At 59.3% G+C, this 25556-nt stretch carries 20 protein-coding genes; 10 read left to right on the top strand and 10 right to left on the bottom strand.

Features of this window, described 5'->3' with window-relative positions:
• Window positions 1-234: 234 nt before the first annotated feature.
• Complete coding sequence (malQ, locus tag ACEVJK_RS09635) at window positions 235-1743, top strand: 4-alpha-glucanotransferase (protein WP_374740443.1); 1509 nt, start codon at window positions 235-237, stop codon at window positions 1741-1743.
• Between the two features lie 88 nt (window positions 1744-1831).
• On the opposite strand, the gene ACEVJK_RS09640 is transcribed toward malQ, so the two are convergent.
• The 6 genes from ACEVJK_RS09640 to ACEVJK_RS09665 all read right to left on the bottom strand — a co-directional run bounded on the left by ACEVJK_RS09640 (window position 1832) and on the right by ACEVJK_RS09665 (window position 10880).
• Entirely contained in the window at window positions 1832-2890 is a 1059-nt protein-coding gene (locus tag ACEVJK_RS09640; protein WP_374740444.1) for a flavodoxin family protein, read from the bottom strand.
• 46 nt (window positions 2891-2936) lie between these two features.
• Window positions 2937-3344, bottom strand: a complete 408-nt coding sequence (locus tag ACEVJK_RS09645; protein WP_374740445.1) for a hypothetical protein — start codon at window positions 3342-3344, stop codon at window positions 2937-2939.
• A gap of 98 nt (window positions 3345-3442) precedes the next feature.
• A complete protein-coding gene (locus ACEVJK_RS09650; protein WP_186852348.1) occupies window positions 3443-3673 on the bottom strand; it encodes a hypothetical protein in 231 nt (76 codons plus the stop codon).
• A gap of 78 nt (window positions 3674-3751) precedes the next feature.
• On the bottom strand, window positions 3752-4990 hold the full coding sequence (locus tag ACEVJK_RS09655) for a lactate dehydrogenase (RefSeq protein ID WP_240288688.1): 1239 nt from the start codon (window positions 4988-4990) through the stop codon (window positions 3752-3754).
• Window positions 4991-5060: 70 nt separating this feature from the next.
• On the bottom strand, window positions 5061-9860 hold the full coding sequence (locus tag ACEVJK_RS09660) for a nicotinate-nicotinamide nucleotide adenylyltransferase (RefSeq protein ID WP_374740446.1): 4800 nt from the start codon (window positions 9858-9860) through the stop codon (window positions 5061-5063).
• A gap of 141 nt (window positions 9861-10001) precedes the next feature.
• Window positions 10002-10880, bottom strand: a complete 879-nt coding sequence (locus ACEVJK_RS09665; protein ID WP_207721904.1) for a YihY/virulence factor BrkB family protein — start codon at window positions 10878-10880, stop codon at window positions 10002-10004.
• 230 nt (window positions 10881-11110) lie between these two features.
• Here ACEVJK_RS09665 and ACEVJK_RS09670 point away from each other — a divergent pair, with 230 nt between their 5' ends.
• Both ACEVJK_RS09670 and ACEVJK_RS09675 read left to right on the top strand, forming a co-directional pair.
• Window positions 11111-11812 carry a response regulator transcription factor gene (locus ACEVJK_RS09670; RefSeq protein WP_147572793.1) on the top strand — a complete coding sequence of 234 codons (702 nt, stop codon included), beginning with the start codon at window positions 11111-11113 and terminating at the stop codon, window positions 11810-11812.
• Window positions 11787-14081 carry a HAMP domain-containing sensor histidine kinase gene (locus ACEVJK_RS09675; protein ID WP_240288692.1) on the top strand — a complete coding sequence of 765 codons (2295 nt, stop codon included), beginning with the start codon at window positions 11787-11789 and terminating at the stop codon, window positions 14079-14081. Before ACEVJK_RS09670 ends, ACEVJK_RS09675 begins: the two co-directional genes overlap by 26 nt.
• A gap of 105 nt (window positions 14082-14186) precedes the next feature.
• Here the strand turns inward: ACEVJK_RS09675 and rpsT are convergent, their stop codons facing one another.
• Entirely contained in the window at window positions 14187-14450 is a 264-nt protein-coding gene (gene rpsT / locus ACEVJK_RS09680) for a 30S ribosomal protein S20 (RefSeq protein ID WP_147572797.1), read from the bottom strand.
• 198 nt (window positions 14451-14648) lie between these two features.
• Here rpsT and gpr point away from each other — a divergent pair, with 198 nt between their 5' ends.
• The 7 genes from gpr (at window position 14649) to ACEVJK_RS09715 (ending at window position 21987) form a co-directional block, all read left to right on the top strand.
• Entirely contained in the window at window positions 14649-15539 is an 891-nt protein-coding gene (gpr, locus tag ACEVJK_RS09685; protein ID WP_147572798.1) for a GPR endopeptidase, read from the top strand.
• A 231-nt stretch (window positions 15540-15770) separates the two neighbouring features.
• Window positions 15771-16046: a translation initiation factor 2 gene (locus ACEVJK_RS09690; RefSeq protein WP_147573036.1), complete on the top strand. Its 276-nt coding sequence runs from the start codon at window positions 15771-15773 to the stop codon at window positions 16044-16046.
• 133 nt (window positions 16047-16179) lie between these two features.
• Window positions 16180-17964 carry an asparagine synthetase B gene (locus ACEVJK_RS09695; protein ID WP_374740447.1) on the top strand — a complete coding sequence of 595 codons (1785 nt, stop codon included), beginning with the start codon at window positions 16180-16182 and terminating at the stop codon, window positions 17962-17964.
• Window positions 17965-18163: 199 nt separating this feature from the next.
• Entirely contained in the window at window positions 18164-18316 is a 153-nt protein-coding gene (locus ACEVJK_RS09700) for a hypothetical protein (protein WP_186852355.1), read from the top strand.
• A gap of 56 nt (window positions 18317-18372) precedes the next feature.
• On the top strand, window positions 18373-19140 hold the full coding sequence (locus ACEVJK_RS09705) for an ABC transporter ATP-binding protein (protein WP_147572800.1): 768 nt from the start codon (window positions 18373-18375) through the stop codon (window positions 19138-19140).
• Entirely contained in the window at window positions 19130-20977 is a 1848-nt protein-coding gene (locus ACEVJK_RS09710; protein ID WP_374740448.1) for an FtsX-like permease family protein, read from the top strand. Before ACEVJK_RS09705 ends, ACEVJK_RS09710 begins: the two co-directional genes overlap by 11 nt.
• Before the next feature lie 686 nt (window positions 20978-21663).
• The gene (locus tag ACEVJK_RS09715) at window positions 21664-21987 is read left to right on the top strand and encodes a TnpV protein (protein WP_374740449.1); all 324 of its coding nucleotides are present in this window, start codon (window positions 21664-21666) and stop codon (window positions 21985-21987) included.
• A 284-nt stretch (window positions 21988-22271) separates the two neighbouring features.
• Here the strand turns inward: ACEVJK_RS09715 and ACEVJK_RS09720 are convergent, their stop codons facing one another.
• Genes ACEVJK_RS09720 through ACEVJK_RS09730 form a run of 3 tightly spaced genes read right to left on the bottom strand, consistent with a single transcriptional unit; the run spans window position 22272 to window position 25547 of the window.
• The gene (locus ACEVJK_RS09720; protein ID WP_147572805.1) at window positions 22272-22997 is read right to left on the bottom strand and encodes an RraA family protein; all 726 of its coding nucleotides are present in this window, start codon (window positions 22995-22997) and stop codon (window positions 22272-22274) included.
• Between the two features lie 30 nt (window positions 22998-23027).
• Window positions 23028-23999: a 2-hydroxyacid dehydrogenase gene (locus tag ACEVJK_RS09725; RefSeq protein WP_147572807.1), complete on the bottom strand. Its 972-nt coding sequence runs from the start codon at window positions 23997-23999 to the stop codon at window positions 23028-23030.
• 18 nt (window positions 24000-24017) lie between these two features.
• Window positions 24018-25547: a tripartite tricarboxylate transporter permease gene (locus tag ACEVJK_RS09730; protein WP_240288704.1), complete on the bottom strand. Its 1530-nt coding sequence runs from the start codon at window positions 25545-25547 to the stop codon at window positions 24018-24020.
• Between the last annotated feature and the right edge of the window lie 9 nt (window positions 25548-25556).

A 25556-nucleotide genomic window follows, 5' to 3' on the forward strand; every position in this document is an offset into this window, starting at 1 on the left:
GATACCAAACCGTCAGGTATCCAACAAATTTTCTTTTGTTGTTAAATATATTATAGCGGATAAACCGAAAAATGACAATGGAAAACTGGGCCGGACCCTAAAACAGCTCTGAGAAGGCTATTCCTCCGGTTTTCCCTGATAAAACGGTTGCGGACCGTCCCCCCAGGGGGTAAAATAAGATACCGCCCCCTCTGATTCGGGGTGGAAAACACAGACAGAAAGGCGGACTCCAACGTGAGAAAAGCCGGGGTGCTGCTGCCCATCTCCTCCCTCCCCTCCCCTTGGGGCATCGGCGCCCTGGGGGCAGCGGCCAGGGAGTTCATCGACTTTTTGGCCGCTGCCGGACAGTCCTTCTGGCAGATCCTGCCCTTGGGCCCTACCAGCTATGGCGACTCCCCCTACCAGTCCTTCTCCTCCTGGGCCGGTAATCCCTATTTCATCGATCTGGATGATCTGGCGGCGGAGGGACTGCTGGAGCGGCAGGAATATCAGCGTCTGAACTGGGGGGAGGACCCGGTCCGTGTGGACTATGGGCTGCTATACAAAACGCGCTATCCCGTTCTGCGGAAGGCCTGCGCCCGGCTGCTGGAGCGGGGGGATGCCCGCTTCCATTCCTTTTGTTTGGGCGAGGCTGACTGGCTGGAGGACTACGCCCTGTTTATGGCCCTGAAAGAGCGGTTTGACGGCCGCTCCTGGCAGGAGTGGCCCCAGCCGATCCGGCTGCGGGAGCCCGCCGCCCTGGAGGCGGCCCGAACTCAGCTAGCTGGCGAGGTGAACTTCTGGAAGGGTGTTCAGTATTTGTTCTGCCAGCAGTGGAAAAAGCTGAAGTCCTATGCCAACGAGAAGGGCGTCTCCATCCTGGGGGATCTGCCCATCTACACCGCCCTGGACAGCGCCGACGTGTGGGCCAGTCCGGAGCAGTTTCAGTTGGATGACCGGGGCTGCCCCACCGAAGTGGCCGGGTGTCCCCCGGACGCCTTTTCTGAGGACGGCCAGCTCTGGGGCAACCCCCTGTTTGACTGGGAACGGATGAAGCGGGACGGCTACCAGTGGTGGCTGCACCGCGTAGGCTATCAGTTATGCCTCTATGACGCGCTGCGCATCGACCACTTCCGGGGTTTCGAGTCCTATTACGCCATCCCTTACGGGGACACCACCGCCCGCAACGGCCGCTGGCGGCCCGGCCCCGGCCTGGATTTTTTCCAGGCGGTGAACAGCGCCCTGGGGAAACAGAACATCGTCGCTGAGGACCTTGGCTTTCTCACTCCGGAGGTCCACCGCCTGCTGGAAGAGACCGGCTATCCTGGAATGAAGGTATTGGAGTTCGCCTTTGGCAGCCGGGAGCTGGGCAGCGCCTATCTGCCCCACTGCTACCCCACCAACTGCGTGGTCTACACCGGCACCCACGACAATGACACCATCCGCGGCTGGATGGCCTCCGCCCCCCGGAAAGAGGCCGCCTTTGCCAAGGAGTATCTGCGCCTGAGCCGCGGGGAGGGATACCACTGGGGGATGATGCGGGCGGCCTGGGCCTCCCCCGCCGGTCTGGCCATGGTCCAGATGCAGGACCTGCTGGGCCTGGGCTCCGAGGCCCGAATGAATATTCCCTCCACCCTGGGCGGTAACTGGCAGTGGCGCGCCCTTCCCGGCAGCTACGGCCCTAAGCTGGCCCGGCGGCTTCACCGGGAGATGAAGGTATATCAGCGCCTTCCCAGTCAGAATGAAAATGGCGGGCCCCGTTGAATGGAAATCCCAGCTTCTGTTACCGCCAGGTGTTCCGAGCTCTGTAACAAAACGCCGGAGCCGCCCCAAAAGGGGCGGCTCCGGCACTTCATTTCAGCAGGGTCCGCTTGATATTGCCGGCAAAGCGGTCCAGCCTCTCCCCCACGCCTGGAGCGGCCAGGGCCTCCCCTGGGTCGTTGGCCCGCTCCAGCATGACAAACTTCCCCGGCAGGAAAAAGGACTTGTTCATGTTCATGGCGGCAATGAGCTGGCGGGCCAGAATATCCCCGCCGGAATAGCCAGAAACCACGATGGCGAACAGGGCCTTGTCATAAAAGCGGGTCTGGCGGAACAGGGCGGTAAGCCGGTTCACAAAGGCGGTGAGGTTGGCGGACAGAGCGTCGTTGTAATTGGGGCACAGCATAACCACCCCCTGGCACCGGCGGACAGCGGGATAGACCTCCTGCTGCATCAGCCCGCCGTAGAAGCACCCCCCCTTTTCTCCGAAGTGGAGGCACATGGTGTAGGGGCAGCCGGAGCAGTCGGACAGGGTGCCATTGCGCAAACCGATTTCCGTATAAATAAACCGGTCCCCCAGCCGCTTTTTGGTCTGCTCCCACAGGGCCATGGTGTTGGAGGTATGGTGGCTGGAGGCGTGGAGCACCAGCAGCTCCGGGCTGTCCTGGGTCAGATCAGCGGGCTGCTCCAGCCGTTCTGTCAGCTCTTGGGCGGCAGCCCGGTAGGCTCCCGCCAGGTCCGTCCCCAGATTATTGGCCTGGACCTTGAAGTTGGACAGGTCTCCCGTCCCCTCCACCAGGGGGCGGCCCACAAAGGAACAGCCCGCCAGGTTGGCGGCCAGTGTCAGCTCGGCGGCGGCGGACTTGGTGTACAGGTGAGAGGTCCCGTCCACGATCAGCCCGGCAGTACAGCCCGCCAGCAACTCCGGCTCCCGGCGCATCCGGGCCAGCATCCTGACATACTCCAGGTTCACTCCCTCCGCCCCCAGAGGCAGGGCGAAGAGGAGCCTCTGGCCCTCTAGCCTCTCCAGCTCCTCCGCGGTGCGGATGGTTCTCCCCGCCCGGCCCGCCAGGGCGTGGGCGAGAATGCCGGACAGGCGGGTGTCCGCCTCCGGCCGGTCAGGGTATGGATGAATCAAAACGAGGGACATGAGATCGCCTTCTTCAAAAGTTGATGTACGGGGGCGCCGGGGAAACTCAGCCATTTCTCAGGGGCGGCCGCTGGTTGTCCACGACAGGGGACAGGGACCCCAGGGTGGTAAGCGCCACGACAACAAAGAGGTGGAGCGCCACATTGGGGAGCGTAAAGTCTTCGGTATTGGACACCTCGCCAAACTCCATCAAGAACCGGCAGGCCAGCCCCAGCAACGTCATACCGAGGGCCAGGGCGGCTGATCTCCGCACCTTGCCCCGGCTATGCAGCACACCCAGGATCTGTCCGATTTCATAGTAAAAGAAGCAGAGCGCTAGCAGCAAATACCAGCTGCCAAACCGCCGCCCTGTGGTGAAATTGTAGATAGGGAAGCCGAAGCAACCGAAAAACACCAGACACGCACACAGACCGATAAGCCAGCGGATAGGGTGGGCCAAAATTTTTTCTCTCATGGAGTACCTCCTTTATAATCCAGGGCAAAGTAAGGGACATAAAATCGCCTTCTTTCAAGGTAGGATGTCCGCATGGTAAAACAAAGCAGCTGACCAAGTTATTTTTTCCTGATCTTGGTATATACCCAGAACAAGAGCTCAAGGATGCCCCACACCAGCAAGGCGGACAGAATGGCCGAAACGACAACCCCCTCCTCAGTGCTGAGAAAAAGTCCACCCGGAATCATACCAGTCTCCAGCTCAGGGGGATTGAACCCACGCTTCAGCTGGATGAAAAACACAAGCAGGATGACAATAGAAATCAGAGTGTCTTTTTTGCTCCGTTTCATTCTGTTCTGTCCTCCTTATTACAGTAAATGTTAAAAAGAGGCCGGGCGGAAAAGGCCAGACTTCGAGGATGCCGCTCTCTACAAAATCTCTTTCAGGTGTTCCGCCGCATCCTTAATATGCCCAAACAGAGGGTCCGGGATCTGGGGTAGCAGCTCTGTTTCGATTCCTGCCGGGGTATAACGGTTTTTCACCCCCATATAGACCCCGTCCAGAAAGACAGAACCGCAGTGCCACTCCCCCCGGAGAGTAAGCAGCAGAGACAGGGCCCCGGAGGACAGAGCGGGGGCCACATAGGGCTTAAAGCCGATCTCCCGCATCTTCAGATTGGCAGTGACGGTGAGGCGGGTCAGCTCCTGGGAGACGGCCTCATCATAATGTTTGATGGAGTTGGCGATGGTCAGCCCGGTGCCGTGGGGCCCGAAGGACCGGCCCTCTGTCAGAAAGGAGGCGAATCTGGCGTCCCGCTTGGCAAAGTAGGCCGCCCGGGCGTTCATCACCCCCAGGCCGAAGCCCTGTACCTGCTCCGGCCGCAGGCCGAGGCCGTCCCAGTTTCCATTCTCGTCCCGGTTGCTCTCCAGATAGGCGGTTTTGGCCAGGGGGTCCACCGGGTCGGACACCGCGCACCACAGTCCCTGAAACTTCTTCTCCCGCGCCATGCGGGCGTAGCCCTTGACGATGGCGGCGTTTGCCTCGAACTGGGCCATCCGCACATCCTTCACCTGGGAGCCCACCGGGGGAATACCACGGGAGGCCACAAAGACGAACAGGTCGCAGTCAAAGAGATTTTCCGGAGAAATGATCTCCACCTCGGGGAAGGCGCTGTACTCCCAAGGCAGGGAGATCTGCCCCATCTCAAACTCCCACCGGGCGGTGATCTGGTCGGACAGGTCACAGATACCGATGGAGGAGATCACATCTCCCCCCAGCAGCTTCAGCCCGGTGAGCAGGGTGGAGCCCACATCACCGATGGCCAGGAGATTCACCCGTTTCTTCCCTTCTTTGGGGGAGGCGGCGAGGAGGGCCTCCCACCCCGCCCGGCCAGGGTTGACGGCGGTGAGCCGCCCCTCTGTGATGGCGGCAGACAGGGCCGGGTCCGCCTCCACCCAGGGCAGGCGGGAGGCATCCAGCGCCTCCAGCCCGTGGCCGGCCAGCAGCTGGCCGGGGTGATTTACCCGGAACGAGCCCCGGCCCAGAACCGGATCTCCGGGCACCAGGGCAAAAATAGGGCCGTCGGCGGCAGGATCGGTTTCAGGGCCGAAGCCCTCCAGAGGGGCTGGAGAAACCAGGGCAGCCCCTTTCCAGCGGTAATAATACATACAGATCACCTGTCCTTTTTACAGTTTCAGCGGTTGGGACACAGGGGGCACAAGCGTGGCAGCTCCGCTGTCATCCGTTTTGACGGAGAAGCTGCTCCAGGTCGTTCTCCAGATAGACGGAGGGGGACAAATTGGGGTCGTAGCTCAAGCAGGTACCCTTGTCCGGGCACAGGGGCAGGACGACCGCCTCTGGCAGCCGGGACAGGGTCAGGTTGCGGCCATAGAGGACCCGGTACTCCCGCTCCAGCACCCGCATCATATCCAGAGCGGCCTCCAGGCAGGTGCGTGACAGTTGAAAGACAGCTTCCCGACCGCACTCATCCTGGTAGGGCGGCGCCGCATAGGGCAGGATGTGGTTGATGCCCGGCAGCAGCCCCGGCACCGGGGAGGCGGGCCGGCGGACCGTATTGCCGCCGATAAAGGGATACAGGGTGGCCTCTACGAACCACTGGCGCAGCCGGGGCAGGAAGTAGACGCAGTCCACCGGCCGGTCCCAGGAGCGCATCAGATCCCGGCCATAGCCGGACAGGATACCCACCAGCACCATACGGATATCCACCCCCTCTTGGCGAAGGATGGGGTCCAGACTCCCCATCCGAAAGCCGGGGTGCATCAGGTCGTCCACCAGGATAACCGGGCGATTGAAGGACTTGATGGTGCGGATCTGGCTGGGGATGGGGGCATAGTATGGGAACGCCTCCATCACGCTCTCCGACAGATCAGGCGTAAACACCTTGTCGGTGTGGATGGTCTTGGTCACCGTGTTGGGCACAATCTTTCCCCGGAGCATCTTGCCGAAGGGGACACACATATCCTCGCCCAGCGTCCTGGGGGTGGTGGGGGTGGCGGGGACATTGTTATAAGCCGTGATTTTCTCCAGCAGGCGGTGGTGGATGATATCGGTGGACAAAGTCAGCACCAGGCAGCCGGGATAAAGGCCGGTCATAGCCCGCTGGAGCCGCTCGTGCCCGCGGCGGATAGCGGACAGCACCCTGGGATTGCCGGACAGAGGCTCCTGAATGGTGGTCTCCAAATTCTGGATAAGCACTGTGGGCGTCCGCATATCCACCTCCCAGATGGCGGTACCGCCCCCCTCCCGGTCCACAAAGCCGGACCGGGACAGGATGTCGCCCAGCTCCTGAGGCAGCTTTCCGTCGTGGGGGGAGAACACGGCGTAAACATACTCCTCCTCCAGAGCTCGGGCCAGCAGTTCGCTCAGGATGAGCTGGCCGTAGTCCTTATGCCGGTCGGTCCGGTCGGCAGACAGGGTAGTAATAAGCAGCACCTTTCCCCCCGCCCGCAGCCGCAGGCGGTCCGCCAGCCGCGGGTCCTCGGTAGCCGGGAACAGGTCGGAGGAGGCCAGATAGCGGTAGCTGGCATAGCCCAGCAGCTTCCCTTCCTCCCCGGTACGGTGGAGAAGGAGAAGCTGGTCCCCCTTCCGGATAATGGCGGAGCGCAGGGCCTCCCCCTCGGGATGACCGGCGGTGATGTCCGCCAGCAGCAGCGGGGAGGGGTCCTTCACCCACTGGAACTCCAAGTCCCCGGCATAGAGCAGGGGCTTGTCCTGGCTGTCCCGGAGGTAGAGGCCGTTTTGATAGATAAAGTCCTGAATGACCGGGTCGATGAAGTTGGAAATGTCCCGGTTCAGGTCCACGTTCTCCCGGATGCGGGAGGAGCTGATGTCCTCCAGATGGTGGGGCAGCTGGAGCTGAATGACCCGCCCCGTGATGGGCAGGGGCTGCGGCAGCTCCGCCTCTCCCGCCCGGCGAAAGATGACGTGGTCCATGTGGTGGATGGAGAAGGGCCTGGGCTCCGTTTTGTAAGAGGACGCGTTGGCCACCACATCGCTGCCCGCCACGATATAGACCTGCTGTCCGGGAAACAGCTCCACCAGCCGCTTCAGATCCCTGGGATTGGCGATATTCACCGGGATGTCGTCCGGGAACAGGTGGACGTGGAAGTCCCCGGCAATAGACAGGTTGACGATCTGCCGGCGGACCAGGTGGGGCTGGGCCTTCTTGGACCAGGAGAACTCGTCCACAGCCAGATAGACCTCGAACCCCAGGTCCCGGATGGCGTGGACGATGCCCTTGTGGGACAGGGTGAAGGGGTCAAAGGTGCCAGGGAAAAAGGCGATCTTCGTGGGGCAGGAGAACTGAAAAGGCCCTTGGTCCAACCGCCGCAGGGCGATGAATCTGTTGATATGGGCCAGGGCGGCGGCCCGGTAGAAGAAGGTCAAGCCGCTGTGCCCCGTGGTCTCCTGTGTCAGGAAAAGGAGCTTGCGGTAGCACAGGGCAAAGAGCCGGGCCTTCTCCTCCATGTCCAGGATGGGGGACTCAAAGAGGAGCTTGCCAGTCACCAGCAGGGCCTCCTGCCGCACTGCCTCCCGATAGTGGGCCAGCCCCTGGAGAAGCAGTCCCAGCAGCTCCTGCCGCCGGCCCTCGTAGTGCTTGTCCGGCTCAGGAAAGCGATCCCGGTAGGCGGGATAGTGCTGTAAGAGGACTCCAATGGTATTCAGGGCGCCGGATACGGCGGAGTCGTTGGGGGAGCCCAGCAGCCCCTTGAGCCAAAGCACCTGCTCGTCCAGCTCAGAGGGGTAAAGATAGAGGGCGGCCTCCCCCAGGTATTGGGGGATATATTTGGATATCTCGTACTGTCCCATCTCCAGCCCTTTGCCCAGCTCCACCACTACCTCGTTGCGCTGGTCCCGGCGCAGCAGGGACAGAGTGCGTACCAGGGCGGAGCCGGCGGTATGCCGGACCACCACCCGCTCAGATACCTTGACCAGGTTGGAAAAGTGGGTGGCGATGTGAAGAATATGGGTGCGCATCCCGTATTCCACCTGGTCCCGGAGCAGCTCCACGCCGGCCACCTTGACGATCCAGGGGGTAGCCGTCTTTAGGTTGTCCAAAAAGACCTCGCTGGTGATGTCCAACTGGTACAGAGTCTGCTCCAGAGGGGTGGCGTCCTCCCCGGCCCGGCTTAAGATCTTATACTTCAGGAAAATTGTGGTCAGCTGGTCGGAGCCAGCCTGTCGGGCCACCTGGGCGATGCGGGCCATCTGGGGATGGCTCCGAGGGATGGACCGCTCCGCCTCCCGCAGGAACTCCAGGGCGGCGGTGACCAGGCGCAGGTCGTCGGACCTGATAAAGTGGGCGGCAAACTCGATCAGCCTGCCACGGACGTCATCTCCGTAGTATTGGGGCGGCAGGTAACGTACCGCATCCAGCAGGGTAAAGGCGGTGTCTGGGATGGTGTCCTCTGGGGTCTCAAAATAGCGCAGAAAGGCCCCCAGGAACCGGGGAATATCTCCCGGCCGGGCGTGGTCCAGCATAGAACCGATGACCAGCTTCAGAGTATAGCCGATGTGGGATCGCTGCTGAGGGGTGGTCTTGTGGTCTGGAAAAATGATCATGTCCAGATACTGCTCCCACAGGGTAAAGGGTACCTCCTCCGCCGGGTCGCTCTGGGCGTCGGCGGGCACCTCCTTGCGGTACACCAGGTGGAAACGGGCGATCAGCTGGCCGATGAGGCCACCGGCCTGGCGGCGGATATCGCCCTCACGGTGCATCAGCAGCTCGTAGAGGAAGGACAGGGCCTGGGTCTTCTGTCGGACAGACAGATAGGTAAAATATTCCTCAAAGATATTCAGATAGGCCCGCAGCTGCTGCCAGCTCTTGACAGAGCGGGCCTCCTCGATGATGTTGCCAAACTTCTGCTCGTTGGACAGCATGTGCATCAGCCGCAGATTGTGATCCACCGACAGCAGAATCAGCCCCTCCAGCGTTTCCTCCGGATCCATGAGCGCCGGGTCCTTGTGGGGCAGCGGAGGCTGGGGGCGGCCAGTGAGGTCCACGTCTACCCCCAGTGAACGCATATAGTCCTCGAAGTCATGAAGCTTTCCATAGACGAACTCATACCGGCGGCGCTTCTCATAGTCCACATTGTCCAGCTTGGACAGAATGACCTGGAAGGACTGATCCAGGGGAAAAATGGTGGTCACCTCGTTTCCTTCCTGGTCCCGCTCCTGCTTGCAGCGGAAGTCGGCGTAGATAAGAAGCAGGGACTCCACAGACAGGGACTCCAACTCCAGATCCCAGGTCGAGTGGTTGGAGGCGATGTGACTCACCGCCTCCATCTTCCGGCCCAGCAGCCACTGGTCAGTATAGTAATAGTGGAGGTAGGGCACCCGCTCCCCAGGCCGGCAGCCGAATTTGCCCACATCGTGGGCAGCGGCCGCGGCGGAGATCAGGGCCAGATCCACGTCCACCTGAGCCTCCGCCAGACCTCTGGCCGCCGTCATAGCGATATAGTGAACGCCGGCAATATGATTCAGGGCACGGAAGGGAGTAACCTCCAATCCCATCCGCATCAGTTCGTAGACGAACTCCTCCCGCCACGCAGCCAGAAACCAGCGGTACTCCTTTGCCTGGTCGCAGAGGGAGTACTCCTCCTCCGTCAAAAACTGGAAGTCCAGCATTGGGTCAAAGGGCAGGGCAGCCCGCTCATGGTCCAGCAGGACCTGGAGTACGGTGAGATAGAACTCCGCCCCCTGGGCATACCGGCCGGCCTCCGGCGCAAAGCCGTTTTCTGGGAACATCAGCCGGCACACATACTGATAGATAAAGGGCTCCCACCCCTTCTCCGGTCCCTGGGGACAGAGACGCTCCAGGACCGGGGCGCACAGCTCCAGCACCCGTACGCAGCTCAACCGCTCCCGGATGGGAAACAGGGCCGCCAGGCTCTCGGCCATGCCGCAGGACTTCAGCAGGGCCTGGGCGGCCTTTCGGTTGGGAATCGCGGCCAGCTTTCGGGATACCAGGGCCTCGGCGATCTCGCTGGTGATCTGACGAATCAGCTTGTCATTCATAGTGGGCCCGCCTTTCTCCGCGCCCGTGTGGCACGGGATACTATTGTAAAAAGTGTAACACATCCCTGCCGGTTTGGAAAGTGTGTCCGGCCGAGAAAATGTCCACACGCTGGGAGGCTGCGGGATGGGGCGGCCCGCATCTCACGCGGGCGGTCCCTGCCGCCTCCTCTCTCCCCTCCGGGCCGCAACCTGGCCGAAGATTGCCCCCAAAAGCAGGATATTTCCGCAGAAATACAGCCATACCAGCAGGATGATCAGCGAGGCCAAGGAGCCGTACACCAAGGTATACCGAGAAGACAGGCCGATAAACCAAGAGAAGAGGACGGAGCAGGCCACCATGGCCAGGGAGGCCAGCAGGGCGGCTCCCCGCACGATCCGACGCCCGGCCCGGTCTCTAGGCGTCCCTACCCGATAGATCACCAGCACCAGCAGCAGGAAAAAGAAGAAGAGCAACAGATAGCGGGTCCATCGCCACAGCCCGGACAGCGCCTGCAGCGGGATCAGCTCCACCACTCTGGGGGGCAGATGGGTCTGAAGCAGGCCAAAGAACCAGTCCCCGGTGAAGATTACCACCACGGACAGGTAGATGGTCAGCAGGAAGAGCAGAGACAGCCCCAGGCTGAGAAGAAACCGGGCCGGGCCGTTGTTCCGCCTGACCTGGTACAGCTCGTCCATGGTCAGGAATAGCGTCCGGATGCCGGCGGAAGCTGAAACCAGGATGGTAAACAGTCCGGCGGCCAACAGGGCTGGGGACTGGATGTCCGCCGCGTAAGCCAGATAGTCCTCCATAATGGCCAGAGCCTGGGCGGGGAGCAACTGGTCCAGGGCGGTCAGGAGCTGCTCCAAGTCTAGATGGAACAGCCCAATGAAGTAGTTGACACACAACAGCATGGGAAACAGAGTCAAAATTAAAAAATAGGACAGGGCCGCCGCCGACCGGGCCACACCCACCCGGATGTAGGTGTGGGCCATCTCCAGAGCAAGGGCCACGGGCGGAAATGTTATCAGCTTTTTCACCATAGGAGGTCCCTCCTTCTTAGACCATTGTACTGGTCCCGCCTGTCAAAAAAAGTATGTTTTCGGGGGGCGAGGTCTTTCTTCCCTCTGATCCCCCGGCCTGTCTGGGAAAATCCCCTTGATGAATTGGGGTATCCGTCGTAAACTGTAAGAGATTTGTAAGAGATATCCGCTGAAATCTGTAAGAAATCTCTGTTATCCTGTATCCAGTGACCGAGGAAGGAGCTGTTTTCATGGCTGAACAAGCGGCTATCCTGGTGGTGGACGACGACCGGGAGATTGTGGGGGCCATCGCCGCCGCCCTGGAGAAGGAGGGCTACCGGGTGCTTCGGGCCTACGACGGCATGGAGGCGCTGGACAAGGCCCTGGACCCGGACCTGCGGCTCATTCTGATGGATGTGATGATGCCCAGGCTGGACGGCCTGTCCGCCGTCCTCCGCATCCGGGAGCGCCGGAACCTGCCCGTCATTCTCCTGTCCGCCAAGAGTGAGGAGAGCGACAAGGTGCTTGGCCTGTCCATGGGGGCGGACGACTATATGACCAAGCCCTTCGGCATCCAGGAGTTGGTGGCCCGTGTCCGCAGTCAGCTTCGGCGGTATACCCGGCTGGGGGATGTGAATGCCGCCCCCGCTGGGGCCATCGTCAATGGCCGGCTGGTTTATGACCCGGACCGCCGCGCCCTGACGGCGGATGGGGATGAGGTACGTCTCACCGCCACCGAAACAGGCATCGTGGACCTGCTGATGCGGAACCTGGGCCGGGTCTTTCCAGCGGAGGAGATCTACCGCCGGGTTTGGGGGGAAGACGCGTTCGCCTCCGATAACACGGTAATGGTCCATATCCGCCGCATTCGGGAGAAAATTGAGCTGAATCCTCGGGAACCAGACTATTTGAAGGTGGTGTGGGGCATTGGATACAAAATGGAAAAAAAGTAGAGCGGCTGCCGGGTTTTTGGCCTTCCTGCTGGGGATCTCCATGCTTCTGGAGGGGGCCCTGTACTTTGGCACGGCGCTGACCTCCTCTGGCAGCCGCCGGTGGATCTCCGACAGCTTCCAAGCCGACTGGCGGGATACCACAGAGTTTCAGGGCTTTATCAGCGCCCGGCTGGTGCAGCTGATCACTATGGGCGCCGGAGGCGATGTCTTTGGGGATATCAATGGCTATGACGGGGGCGACTGGGGGCTACGGGATACAAAGGTCCGCTCTCTTCACAACGTCATGAAGGAAGACTTGAACATCCTCTACCGCATTGAGCGAGAAGGAAAAGAACTTTACAGCAACAGTGACACTTTGACCTCCTCTACAACGGCGGCACAGCTCCCCGATGGCTATGGATTCCTGCTCCAGTTCGACGGAGCGAAGGTCCGGGCCTGGCGGGACGGTGTCGAGCTGGACATCTATGGTGATGGCTACTACCGCTATCAGAATATTGACGAGCCCTATCAGTGGTATGTCCCCGGCTACAAAAACTTTACCATAGATGAGGCAGGGAGCAAAGTCAGGGTAACCATGGCGGTCATCGACGAGCCGCATATCTTTATTAGGGGGGACTATGGCAATTCCGGGACAAAAGAGTATAACGAGCTGTATTATTTAAAGCAAAATTTACAGATCTATCGAGAAACGATCCTCGCCCACGCCGCCTGCATGGGTGTGGGAGGGGCGCTGTTCCTGGTGTATATTCTTCTGCGGAAGGACAAACAGCGGGCCGACCGACTTCTGGCCCGTGGGACGGGAAGGATATGGTTTGAGGCGAAGCTCGTCCTGGCTTTCCTGCTGGTGTTTTTCTGTATGCCCCGGACGCAGTATCTGGGGGATGTATGGCAGGATCTGGTGTACAGCGACACGCCACAAAGCACTGCTTCTGGCTCCACCTCCGCCGCTACCTATGACCCCGAAACGGGAGAGTGGGTCTCTGTCGAACCCGTTTACGAATACGGCTACTCCTTTGAGCAGGCCATTGGCATCGGTACGGCGGTGACCACTCTGTCGGAGAACCACGGCTGGCTGCTGCGGGAGTATCTGCCCCAGCTGGCAGACCACGCTCCCGGCCTGCTGGCGGTGCTCTGGGGACTATACCTGCTCATCATCAACGACTGGCGGTATAACAAAAAGCCCTGGCGGCACGGCGTGCTGGGAATGCTGGCCGCCCGGGAGCTAAGTCGTCCTATCCAGAAGCAAATGAGCCGATTGGCTGGGCTGACGGGGCTGACCTTCGGAGCGCTGGGACTGATGGCGGGCTATCTCTTTTTAGTTATTGTGTCAAATGAGGGCTGGCCCGATCCCCTGTGGTGGTATTTCCTAGTGCTAGGACCTTGTATGTCGGCACTGCTCTTGTTGGTATGGGCCCTGGGGCGACAGAAGAATATCTGGACTGACCTGGGGGCCCTGGCCAACCACACCGCCCGGCTCCGGGCGGGAGAAATGGACCGGCCTTTGGATCTGCCCCCGGATCACGGCCTTTATCAGTTGGCCGACGACCTGAATCACATCCAGCAGGGCCTCCACCAGGCGGTGGAGGAGCGCACCCGCAGCGAGCGGATGAAGGTAGAGCTGGTCACCAACGTATCCCACGATCTGAAGACCCCCCTGACCTCCATCCTGAGCTACACCGAGCTGCTGGCCCAGGAGCCCCTGAATCCCCCGGCCAGCGAATATGTGGCTATTTTGGAGGAAAAGGCCCATCGGCTGCGGGCTATGGTTCAGGATGTATTCGAGGTAAGCAAGGCCGCTACCGGTCAGCTTCCGGTAAAACTGGAGCGGCTGGACCTGGGCCGGCTGCTTCGACAGACCTTGGCGGACATGGACCAGGCGATTCAGAACAGCGGTCTGGTCCTGCGGCCCTCCATCCCGGATGAGGGTATCCCCATCACGGCGGACAGCGACCGGCTGTACCGGGTCTTCCAGAATCTGCTGTCCAATGCCCTAGCATACTCCCTGCCCGGCTCCCGGGTCTATCTGACCCTGACCGTGGAGGGGGAACAGGCCCGGGCCAGCGTGCAGAACACCTCCGCCGCCGAGCTAAAGCCGGGAGTGGACTACACCGCCCGCTTTGTCCGGGGGGATGAGAGCCGGACCGACGGCGGCTCCGGTCTGGGGCTGTCCATCGCGGACTCCTTCACCCAGGCCTGCGGCGGTGTGCTGGAAATCACCACAGAGGCGGACCTGTTCACCGCCACAGTCATTTTTCCTCTCGCGCGGTGAATAAAATACTGCTCTCGGCACGGGGACGAACTTTCGTCCCCGTGTTTTGATTCAGATACGAAAAAAGCCGTCTGTCAGTACAGACGGCTTTCCCCACATCGGCCCTTAGGCCAGCTTGTTCAGCTTGATGGTCATGCTGCTCTTCTTGTTGGCAGCGTTGTTCTTATGCAGCAGCCCCTTGGCAGCGGCCTTGTCCACAGCCTTGACGGCCACCTTATAGGCGACATCGGCCTCGCTGCGGTTGCCTTCCGCCACAGCGGCGTCAAACTTCTTCAGTTCGGTCTTCAGCGCGGACTTCGCGGCCTTGTTCTGCGCGGCCTTGGCCTGATTGACCAGCACACGCTTCTTGGCAGACTTGATATTCGGCAAACCAAACACCTCCTCCGATCTTATCGTTGATTTGAGCACAGTACGCCTGTGCAGATATGTATTGTACCATCGGTTTTTGAAAAAATCAACTGTTTTTTTCATTTTTTCCAGATTTTTTGGATAGAACGGAATGTGCCGCAAAGACTAGGGGCGCAAAGAAATCATCCGCACAAGATATAGCGTGAAGGAGGGATGGTCATGACTATGCGCCGGACCGACCTGGCCCTGGAAGCCAGAGAGCTGTGGCAGGAGAGCGCCGGAGAGACCACCAAGCTGCCTGGGGTGGAGGCCAGGGATGGAGAACGGGAGGGCCTGCCTGTCACCACAGTGGACATTCTGGACCAGGAGGGGGAAAAGGCCCTTGGCAAGCCCAAGGGCCGCTATGTGACTCTCACTCTGGAGGGGTTGGCCAGCCGGGAGGGGGACATCTTCGCCCGCTCGATACAGGCCCTGGCCGCCGAGCTCTCCCTGCTGCTGAAGGATATTCCTCCCCAGGGGCTGGTGCTGGTGGCCGGGCTGGGCAACCGGGCCATCACCCCGGACGCCATCGGCCCCAAGGTCCACAACTACACTCTGGTAACCCGGCACTTGGTCCGCCAGATGCCGGAGACGTTTGGCGCCTTCCGGCCTGTAGCCTCCCTGGCGGCGGAGGTCATGGGGACCACGGGGGTGGAAAGCGGCGAGCTGATCCAGTCCCTGTGTGAAAAGATATGTCCCCACTGTGTCATCGCCGTGGATGCTCTGGCCTCCCGCTCCCTCCACCGGCTGTGCCGGACCGTGCAGCTGACGGATACCGGCATCACCCCTGGCTCCGGGGTGGGCAACCACCGGATGGGGCTGGACCGGAAGTCCCTAGGCGTGCCCGTTATCGCCATCGGGGTTCCCACGGTGGTGGATGCCGCCACCCTCGCTGCCGATCTGATGGGCGTGGAAGAACTGCCCGATCTTGGGGAAGGCCGGGACCTGCTGGTCACCCCCAAGGACATCGACAGTCAGGTGGGCGACCTGTCCAAAATCATCGGCTACGCCATCGATCTGGCCCTCCAGCCCGGCCTGACCATTGAGGAGCTGGAGCTGCTCCTGAGCTGACCGCTCCCCCTCTTTCTTTCACAGCTTCTGGGCAAGCCAGATCAGGACCACATTTACCACATAAATCAGAGCCAGCCCTGCCAGCCGCTGCCACTGCTTTTCCTTCACAACGTCCCCCCTTTTCCTCCACGCCTAGTCTACGGGTGGGACAAGGGAGAATATACCGGCCAAAAAGTGGACACACTAGTTCCATGATTGGGAATGTGGATCCCCGGAAAGGATGTGGCAGATATGGTCAAGGGCATCACCCGCCAGGTCATCCTGGTCAAGTCCCCGGACCCCCGGCTCTTTGAGGAGGCCATTTTTATTGTCAAGGAGGAGGCTCTGGCCCGGGAGGGCGTCAGCGCCGACCGGGTCTTGAAGGAGGCCCGTCAGGCGGCGGATGGCTATCTCAAGCAGGGTCGGGCCTGGAACCGGCGGCTGGAGCGGCTGCCCGGTCCCGTCTGGGGAGCGGCGGGGGCCCTTCTGGCCTCTCTGGGCTGGACGGTGTGGCTGTTGCTGCTGTGAGCCCTCTCCCGGCGGCGGAATAGAATGGAGATGGCAGGCCCCCTCCCACTCTCTGCGGGGCAGCCAGCCTCCGCCGCCGGACCGGCTCCGGGCGGACACTCCAAATTGATCCCATAAAGGAGCGTATGTACTTATGTCTGGTATCTGTGGATCCTGCGACTTTTTTCGTGACGGCGGCACTTTGGCCCGCCGGGAAGAGGCCCATCAGATGGGAGAGGGGCTGACCTGCCCTCAGCCTGTGGAGCGCGGCCTATGGCAGAGCCGGCACTGTGTGCTGGTCCACCGCCGGCCGGCGTGTCTGGCGCCCCAGGCCCGTCAGCCCATGGTCCGGGGTTGGGAGGGGGCGGAGTACGCCCTTGTATGGGATGGGGCCCTGACCAACGGCCCGGAGCTTCGCCGGGAGCTGGCGGAAGCCGGTTTTCCCCTTGACTCCCACGATGATACGGAAACTCTGCTTGCCGCCTGTATCCTCTGGGGAGTAGAGACGCCCAGACGGCTGCGGGGCTCCTTTGCCTACGCCTTCTGGGACGGGGGCTCCAGGCGGCTCCTCTGCTGCCGGGACCGGCTGGGAGGGCGGTCTCTGTTCTGGACCTGGGTGGACGGCACCTTTCTCTTTGCTTCCCAGCAGCGGGCCCTGTTCTGTTTCCCCGGTCTGGCCCCTCGGCTGAGTCAGGACGGCCTACGGCAGCTTCTGAGCCTGGCTCCAGTCCCACCGCCCGGCATTGAAATGTTTGAGGGTATCCATCTGCTGCCCCCCGCCTCCCTGCTGATCTTTTCCCCGGACGGGGTCAGTGTCCACCCCTATTGGGCGCTGGAAAGCCGTCCGCACCCCGACGACTACCCCACCACCGCCGCCAGGGTGCGCCAGCTGGCCGACGAGGCTGTCCGCCGGGAGCTGGCCGGCTCGCCTGCACTGGGCTCTTTTTTGTCGGGCAGTCTTTCCTCCTCATTTGTAACCGCGGCCGCCGCCCTGGCGTATACTGAGGATGGGCGGCCGCCATTGGACACCTGGTCCCTTCAGCGGAACGGGGAATCCTCCGTCCGACAGGTGGCCGATGCCTTTCATACCCGGCACCGCGCTCTGGAGTGTCCCCTGCCCTCCTTGGTCAATTGTATGGAGGAGGAAGGGGAGATTCTGGAGTTTCCCGCCATGGCCCTGTCGGACGCCGGACTGTTCTTTCTCTGCCTCCAGGTCTCCGGGACCTGTCACACGGTCCTCACAGGGACTGGGGGCGGCTGTATTCTGGGCGGCTCCCTCTGGCCGGAGGGGGAAGGCGGGACTTTTCTCCCCCTCCCCCGGTCCACCGCCCTGCCCCTAGGCAGGCAGATCTTTGATCCCGGTCTGTGGCACTCCTCTGGAGTGGAGGAACACGGCAGGGACCACCTGTCCCGGCTCCTAGATCGCTGTCCCACACTGGATGGTGAGAGTCCTCGAGAGACACAGCGCCGCCGGGAGAGCTGGCTGGCCTTCAACTGGCTCCTTCCCGCCCTGCTGGCCCGCAACGAGCGTTTGGGCCGGGCCTCCGGCCTAGACCTCCGCTCCCCTCTGTGCGACCACCTTTTAGTGGAGTACGCCTGGAACATCCCCTGGTCTATGAAGACGGCCAACGGCAGACCCCTTCAGCTGCTGCGGGACGGGACAGAGGACCTTCTCCCCCAGGCAGTCCGGGACCAGGCCGTTCTCCCCCGCATCCTTGCCGCAGAATCCCTGTATGGGCAACTGGTTCGGGCCAGGCTGGCCCGTCTCCTGGACGACACCAACGCCCCGATCCGCCCTCTGGCGGAGGAGCGGGCCCTGCGCCGCCTCCTTATGGAGGATGGCGGCGCTCCCGTGGGCTCCTCCATCCCGAAGGCCCATGTCATGGCCTATCTGGTTCAGCTCAACCGCTGGATGGAGGCATTCCATCTGTCGGTATGACACCGGCGCAACCAATTTTCTTTGCTCTCATTCTTTTCCTCCTTATCCTGGCGCCCCGGTTTTCCGGGGCGTTTTCTTATTGAAAGTTTTAAAACAATTTTAATGAAATCCTCATAATTCCTTTAGAGCAATCGTCAAAACTGTATGATATGATTTGATACAGTTTTAGGGGTAATCCCCCGAAGGGAGCGGATATACGATGACGAACCATATCAAGACGGGACTGTGCGCGGCTGTATTGGTGCTGGCTCTGCTGGCAGCCTATCTCCAGGATGTGTCCTATCAGGGTGGAGGGCCTGGGGCAAGCTCCGCTTCCCCCATTCCCTTTTCCTATCTGGCTCCCGGACGATAGGGTTTACTCCGCGGGCCAGCTTTGTCCGCGCTTACAGTATGACAAGGAGGAACATCATGGCAGAGATTTTAACAGTAACAGACCTTCGGCGGGTCTATGGCAAAGGGGCGGCCGCCACCCGCGCGCTGGACGGGGTGTCCCTGTCTCTGGAAGCGGGGGAGTTCGTGGGGGTCATGGGCCCCTCTGGCTCGGGCAAGACTACCCTGCTCAACTGCGTGTCCACCATCGACCGGCCCACCGCCGGCTCCATCGTTATCGACGGCCGGGAGCTCACCGCCCTGCGGGGTAAGGAGCTGGCCCGGTTCCGCCGGGAGCGGCTCGGCTTCATCTTTCAGGACTGCAATCTGCTGGACACCCTGACCGCCGGGGAGAACATCGCCCTGGCGCTGTCCATCGTCAAGGCCCCCGCCCAAGAGATCGACGGCCGGGTGAAGGAGATGGCCGGACTGCTGGGTATCTCTGACTGTCTGAACAAGTACCCCTATCAGATGTCCGGCGGCCAGCAGCAGCGGTGCGCCGCCGCCAGGGCCATGGTCACCCGGCCGGCCCTGGTACTGGCCGACGAGCCCACAGGGGCCCTGGACTCCAAGTCGGCCAAGCTCCTGCTGGACCGGCTGGAACACTTGAACCGGGAGATGGGAGCCACCATCCTGATGGTTACCCACGATGCCTTCACCGCCAGCTGCTGCCGCCGGGTGGTCTTTCTCCGGGACGGGCAGATTTTCCTGGAGCTCCGCCGCGGAGGGGAGGACCGGCGCGCCTTCTTCCAGAAAATCATCCGTGTGGTGTCTGAAATGGGAGGAGAGATGGCCGATGTTCTCTAAGCTGGCCCTTCGGAATGTGCGCCGGTCCTTCCGGGATTATGGGGTCTATCTGCTGACCCTCACCTTCGGCGTGTGCCTGTTCTATACCTTTAATTCCATCGACGGGCAGGGGGCCATGGTCTATCTGGCCCAAAATCAAAATCCCATGGTGGAACCCATCCTCATGCTGATCGACATCTTTTCCGTCTTTGTGGCGGTGGTGCTGGCCTGCCTGATCCTATATGCCAACCGCTTCCTCCTCCGGAGGCGGAAGCGGGAGCTGGGCACCTATCTCCTGCTGGGCCTGTCCCAAGGGCAGGTTTCAAGACTGCTCTTTCTGGAGACCGGAGTTGTCGGGCTCCTCTCCCTAGCCGCCGGGCTGGGTCTTGGAGTGGCCGCCTCCTACGGGATGTCTGCCCTCACCCTGTCCATGTTCGAGATGGATGTGTCCGACCTGCTGGCCATCACCTTCTCCCCAGGGGCCGCGGTCAAAACCGTCCTATACTTTGGGCTCATCTTCCTGCTGGTGATGCTCTTCAGCGGTGTGCAGGTATCTCGGGCCAAGCTCATCGACCTGATGCAGGGGGAGAGAAAAAACGAAGTGCTAAAGCCCCGCCCCCTGGGAGTGGCCGTGTTCCAATTTCTGCTGGGCGTTGTATTTTTGGCCGCCGCCTATGCCATCCTGCTTACCTTCGGCATGGCCATCGCCGTAGCCGTTCTGCCCATCTGCGTCCCCATGCTGACTCTTGGTACCCTGGGCACCCTGCTCATTTTCCGCTCCCTGTCCGGCTTTGTGTTGAAATTTGTCCAGGGGCGGCCCCGGCTCTACTACAAAAATCTCAATCTGTTTACCCTGCGCCAGTGGATCAGCAAGGTCCATTCCACTTATCTGGCCCAGACCGTGGTGTGTATTCTCCTCCTGCTGGCCATCGGCATCACCGCCAGCTCGGTCGGACTGAACAGCACCATCGAATCCATGACCGGCTATCAGTCCCCCTTCGATATCACTGTCCAGAACCGGAACGCCGACGCCTTGGGTCCTATGGACTTTGACGCCCTGCTGGAAGAACATGGGGTAAACTCCTCCGCCCTTTCCTGGCAGCAGGACACCATTTTTTATTATAATGACGCCTCCGTCACCGGCATTGAGGAGGCCAGCGCCGCCGTCCGGCTGTCCGACTATAACGCCCTGCTGGCCCGCCAGGGAGAACCGGGGTACAGCGGCCCCCTGCCCCATCTCCAGGAGGGCAGCGACGTGACGCTGACCACCGGGAATCTGGGGTTAAGCTATCTCATTATTCCGGATGAGATGGCATCCGAACTCAAAATACGCCGTCAGGTCTGGTCAGCGGATTACGCCGGAAACCCGGAGGAAACGGAGGCGGAGGTCATGGCCGCCTTGCGCCAGTTCCAGGAGGAAAACTGGTACTTGTCCATCAACAGTCGGTTGACCATCTATCAAGAGGCCATGGGCAACAAGATCCTGGCCCTGTTCCTGGGACTGTACCTGGGCTTTACCTTCCTGCTGGCAGCGGCGGCTGTGCTGGCCCTCCAGCAGCTGAGTCAGGGGGCGGACAATACCGGCCGGTATGCCATCCTCCGCCGGCTGGGGGCCGAGGAACGGCTGGTGGCCCGATCAGCTACCCAGCAGGTGGCCCTGGCCTTCCTGCTCCCCCTCGGGCTGGCCCTGATCCATTCCGCCGTTGGAATGAGAGCAGCCAACGAGCTCATCTCCACCGCCGGGAAGGTGGACAGCGCCGCCAGCAGCGCCGTCACCGCCCTGGTCCTGCTAGCTGTGTACGGGGGCTACTTCTTGGCTACCGCTCTGGCATGCCGACGGATGGCTAGACAGGCATAGACCGCCAGGTCAATGAGAAGCTAAACGCCTCAGTGTCTGACTGCCGTGAAGAAGATTAGCGCTATCGGGATATAGCATAAAATTGAAGCTGCTAATTTGTATAATCTCCGCATTTTCTTCTTCCATAGATACGACATTCGAAAATACTCAAGGGGAAGCAGGGATAAAGCCTCCACTTACCATAAATGGGATACACTTTTTCCTGACGAAGCTAAAATCTTGCTTTCCATTCAAAAAGCACAAGAAACTAGTTCAGATTTTAATTCTATATTCCATCACTATGGAATTACTAAAGTTCTATCTTTCGTAAAGATATCGGACAAAATCCTGGTGGTTTCTCCTGTGAACAACACCCTAGTTGTTGGCTCCGCATATTATGATCTTCCATTCCGCATTTTCCTTCGCTCTGATTACCGAAGCGGCCCAAGGAGAGGGATTTCTGGCTGCTTTGGCCGAACTACTTCCTTGATCACCCCTATTCTCTATTTGGTGGTTCTGGGCCTGTGCTTAAAAATCCGGGCCAGGAAGTACGAGGGCAATAGGCCACCGAAATTCTCTCCATAGTGTTCTTATATATATGGCCGCCCAAGGGAGGTGCTTCGTAATTGAGTGTCTCCCTTATTATTTTTAAGACGGACGAGAGTGTTTGAATTCTCTGCAATTCAGACACCACGAAGGACTGTGTTATGAAAAAATCAGAGAAAACAGGTAGAACTTACCAACCAGAAAACAATTATCACTTGCCCGACCTTACCGTCCCTGAAGCCATAGCCGCTCAGTATATGGGGTCAATGGCATTTGCAACACATCAAAGCACGATCCAATATCATTACACCGCCCTGCTACTCAGCGGAAAGCCGGGCAGCTATCTGGTCAAAATAAATCAGCAAGCTTGGGAAATATATTTCCGGCTGGTAGCGCAGATAGCGGAGTGCAAGGGCATTACAGAACAACACAAAGCAGAAAATTGGATAGAGTGGTCAGGGCAGATGAATCACATCCAAAATTGAGCGACAGAGATCTTTAATGCTGAATTGATTTACATTTTTGGTGATACAATATGGGGGGGAGGATAACACTTTGCCCCTCATATTGTATTATTATTCAAACAACAAGGCCATAATTATGTGCGTTATTTCAGCGTCTTTTTCTGTATCTCTGTATATTTCTGCAACTTTTTGACTTTATACACTTCAGCGGCATAAATAAAAATCCGCATCGCATTCTGGTCATTGCGAAGTATATAAAGGCAGGCGGAAGTAATTACTTCCGCCTGCCTTTTATCAGTGCGCTATCAAATTTCGTAGAGGTCTGCGTAGCTTCCGTAGGTAGCGGGGTTCTTGCCCTCCATACGCTTGATGGTACTCTCCAGATGCTTGGTGGTATAGGCGGCAAAATCGGACTCCATCAGTTCAAAAGTTTTGTCCTCAGCGGCCTTTTTCTTCTGAGCCGCCTCTGCCACAGCCTCAGCATCCTGACGGCGGATGACGACGATACCATCCTTATCCCCCGCCAGAATATCGCCTGGAAACACCACCTGTCCACCGCAGGCTACAGGCACATTGACTTCGCCAGGGCCAAACTTCCAGGGGCCCTGAGGAGTAATACCCTTAGCATAGATAGGCATATCCAGTAGTTCAATACCGTCCAGGTCACGAAGGCAACCGTCCACCACGATGCCAGCCAGCCCCTTTTTTGCCGCAAAACGCATCATAATCTCGCCGGCCAAAGAGCGATTGCAGCCACTAGCACCGTCCACGACGATAACATCGCCAGGCTGTGCCATATCAAGGGCCTTGTGGAAAAACAGATTATCTCCAATAGGAGCCTTTACAGTAATAGCGGTCCCCAGCAGGGGTTTAGCCCTAGCAGGGTTCAGCAGACGAATGTAATCATGCATACAGTAGAGACGGTTCATCTCATCGTTAATATTGCTAGATGGCAATCCCCGGAACTTTTCTATCAGAGTGGGGTCGGAGCGGGTAAATTCGGTGAAGATACGGTTTCCAATTGTAATCATAGTATCCCGTCTTTCTTAACTTAGATTTAATTAAACTAGTAGGTCCTGGTTGACGATAGCCCGCATATTCTTGTTACCGGAGCTATCATACTTGGCGATATTCTCCATACAGATAGCGGCCATGTTCATGTCATTGTCGATGGTATTCCCGCCGCAGTGGGGTGTAGTAACCACATTGTCCATCTTCAGCAAAGGGGAATTCTGGGGCAGAGGCTCTTGTTCAAAGGTGTCCAGTCCGGCACCCAGAATTTTGTTTTCTTGGAGGGTTTGGATCAGATCAGCTTCGTTGATGACTCCACCACGAGAGGTGTTAATGATACAGGCGCTGGGCTTCATCAAATCCAATTTGGCCTTGTTAATCATGCCTGCAGTGGAGTCAAGCAGAGGAACATGGATACTGACGATATCAGACTGGGCCATCAGGGTATCCAAGTCCACATAGGTCACACCCAGGGCATCTTCCTGCTCCTCAGTCAAGCGAAACACGTCATAGTAGAGCACATGGCAGTCAAAGCCACCCTTCACGATGGCAACCACCTTCTTAGCAATATTGCCAATGCCGATCAGGCCTACGGTCTTTCCGTGAAGCAGATAGGACCGTGAAGAAAACTGCTCGCGCGCCCACTCGCCTTTCTTCATTCGCTCGGTCATAGGGACCACATTGCGCAGGAGGGTCAGCATTAAGGTTACCGCTACCTCGGCCACGGGCATGGCGTTCCCACCCACGCAAATAGCCACGGGGATGGATCGCTCACCGGCAGCCTTCACGTCAATTTTGTCATAGCCCGCACCCCATTTCTGGATCATCTTTAGTTGGGGGGCCGCATTTATTATGGCAGCATCTACGGTCCCTCCCCGGTTGACTATATAGTCAGCCGGGGCAAGTTGGGCTAGGTCGCCATCTACCGGCACATGGCAGGTTTCAAAGCCTAAAGGGCATTTCTCCTCCAGTGCGGAGAGCATATTGGGGGTAAAGGAACCGTACAGTATAATTTTTTTCATGGGAACATACACCTCTAATTACTTCTCGTTGGCGATGGCTCGGGATTTCTTGTTGACATAGTTCATCAGGATGGGGGAGAACAGAGAAATCACAATCAGGATCGCCAGCACAATAGCAATGGGACGGCCCATGAAGTATTGGAGCATTCCGCCCTTGGCGTTGGCTAGGATGACGGCGCGGCGCCAGTTGTTTTCACAAATCTCGCTGAGCACCATACCCAGGATCATGGGGGGAGCGGCGAATCCACACTTCTTCAGCACAAAGCCAATTAGGCCGAAAGCCAGCATTACGTACACATCAAACATATTGTTGCGGATAGCAAAAGTGCCTGCAGTAGCCAAGGCAACGATAACAGGACCCAGAAGACCCATAGGTACAGTACTAACACGGGCAATATATTTGGCGGCAAACATACCGATAACGCCCATCAGGATGTTGGCGATAAGGAAACCGATCATGATAGCATAAGTAGTAGGGGCGTGCTCAGTAAACATGGAGGCGCCAGGGGTCAGGCCGTGAATCATCATACCGCCCAAAAGAATGGCCGCCACGGAACTGCCAGGCAGTCCAAGAGTGATGAGGGGGATTAGGGCTCCGCCGGTAGCGGCGTTGTTTCCGGTCTCACAGGAGGCCACGCCTTCCAAAGCGCCGTGGCCGAACTCCTCCGGATGTTTGGAAAAGCGCTTGCCAAGAGAGTAACAGATCCAGGAGGAAACACCAGCGCCAGCGGCGGGGACTATGCCCACAATAGTACCTACGATGGAGCAGCGACCCATAGTGGGAAACAGGGTCTTCATTTCTTTCCAAGGGGGCAGGCGGCGACTCTTCTTTAGGTTCTCCTGGTCTTCGATGACAGACCCCTTCTTTCCATGGTACACGTCCCAGGCTAAGGACATGACCTGGGAGATAGAGAACAAGCCTATCAGAGCTGGAACGAAGTTAATGCCGTCCTCCAGTTGGATGACACCCAAAGTCATACGGGGAACACCGGTGATGGCGTCCAGGCCTACACATCCCAGAGCCAGCCCCATTACACCGGAAAACAGGCCTTTGATAACCGAGTCTCCAGCCAAACTGGCGATCACAGTCAGTCCAAAGACGGCCAGTAGGAAATACTCCAGCACGGAGAATTTTAGGGAGAAGGCTCCCAGGGCAGGGGCAATCAACAGCATAGCAATGGCACTGACGGTGCCGCCCAATGCCGAGCCAAAGGTAGCCACACCCATAGCCTCCATACCACGGCCCTTCTTCGTCAACTGATAACCATCAATGGCAGTAGCGGCAGAGGCGGGGGTACCGGGGGTATGACATAAAATCGCGGTGATGGAACCGCCGTAAATGGCGGAGGTGTACATAGCCACCAGCATAGTCAGGGCGGCCACAGGGTTCATACCGTAAGTGATGGGAATCAGCAGGGAGACGCCCATAGCGGCGGAGAAGCCAGGCAAAGCACCGATAACCATACCCCCCACTGTACCGGCTACCAGGGCCAGTACAGCGTCAAGAGTCAGCAGGTTCTGAGCCCCGGCCATAATATTTGCTAACACAGTTCTGTA

This window comes from Flintibacter sp. P01028 (assembly GCF_041925235.1).
In the GTDB taxonomy this organism is placed as follows: domain Bacteria; phylum Bacillota; class Clostridia; order Oscillospirales; family Oscillospiraceae; genus Lawsonibacter; species Lawsonibacter aceti.

Bases quoted from the DNA above. Each gene is read 5' to 3' on its own strand.
- ACEVJK_RS09640 (WP_374740444.1), bottom strand. From the start codon at position 2,890: ATGTCCCTCGTTTTGATTCATCCATACCCTGACCGGCCGGAGGCGGAC.
- ACEVJK_RS09645 (WP_374740445.1), bottom strand. From the start codon at position 3,344: ATGAGAGAAAAAATTTTGGCCCACCCTATCCGCTGGCTTATCGGTCTG.
- ACEVJK_RS09650 (WP_186852348.1), bottom strand. From the start codon at position 3,673: ATGAAACGGAGCAAAAAAGACACTCTGATTTCTATTGTCATCCTGCTT.
- ACEVJK_RS09655 (WP_240288688.1), bottom strand. From the start codon at position 4,990: ATGTATTATTACCGCTGGAAAGGGGCTGCCCTGGTTTCTCCAGCCCCT.
- ACEVJK_RS09660 (WP_374740446.1), bottom strand. From the start codon at position 9,860: ATGAATGACAAGCTGATTCGTCAGATCACCAGCGAGATCGCCGAGGCC.
- ACEVJK_RS09665 (WP_207721904.1), bottom strand. From the start codon at position 10,880: ATGGTGAAAAAGCTGATAACATTTCCGCCCGTGGCCCTTGCTCTGGAG.
- ACEVJK_RS09670 (WP_147572793.1), top strand. From the start codon at position 11,111: ATGGCTGAACAAGCGGCTATCCTGGTGGTGGACGACGACCGGGAGATT.
- gpr (WP_147572798.1), top strand. From the start codon at position 14,649: ATGACTATGCGCCGGACCGACCTGGCCCTGGAAGCCAGAGAGCTGTGG.
- ACEVJK_RS09690 (WP_147573036.1), top strand. From the start codon at position 15,771: ATGGTCAAGGGCATCACCCGCCAGGTCATCCTGGTCAAGTCCCCGGAC.
- ACEVJK_RS09695 (WP_374740447.1), top strand. From the start codon at position 16,180: ATGTCTGGTATCTGTGGATCCTGCGACTTTTTTCGTGACGGCGGCACT.
- ACEVJK_RS09700 (WP_186852355.1), top strand. From the start codon at position 18,164: ATGACGAACCATATCAAGACGGGACTGTGCGCGGCTGTATTGGTGCTG.
- ACEVJK_RS09705 (WP_147572800.1), top strand. From the start codon at position 18,373: ATGGCAGAGATTTTAACAGTAACAGACCTTCGGCGGGTCTATGGCAAA.
- ACEVJK_RS09710 (WP_374740448.1), top strand. From the start codon at position 19,130: ATGTTCTCTAAGCTGGCCCTTCGGAATGTGCGCCGGTCCTTCCGGGAT.
- ACEVJK_RS09715 (WP_374740449.1), top strand. From the start codon at position 21,664: ATGAAAAAATCAGAGAAAACAGGTAGAACTTACCAACCAGAAAACAAT.
- ACEVJK_RS09720 (WP_147572805.1), bottom strand. From the start codon at position 22,997: ATGATTACAATTGGAAACCGTATCTTCACCGAATTTACCCGCTCCGAC.
- ACEVJK_RS09725 (WP_147572807.1), bottom strand. From the start codon at position 23,999: ATGAAAAAAATTATACTGTACGGTTCCTTTACCCCCAATATGCTCTCC.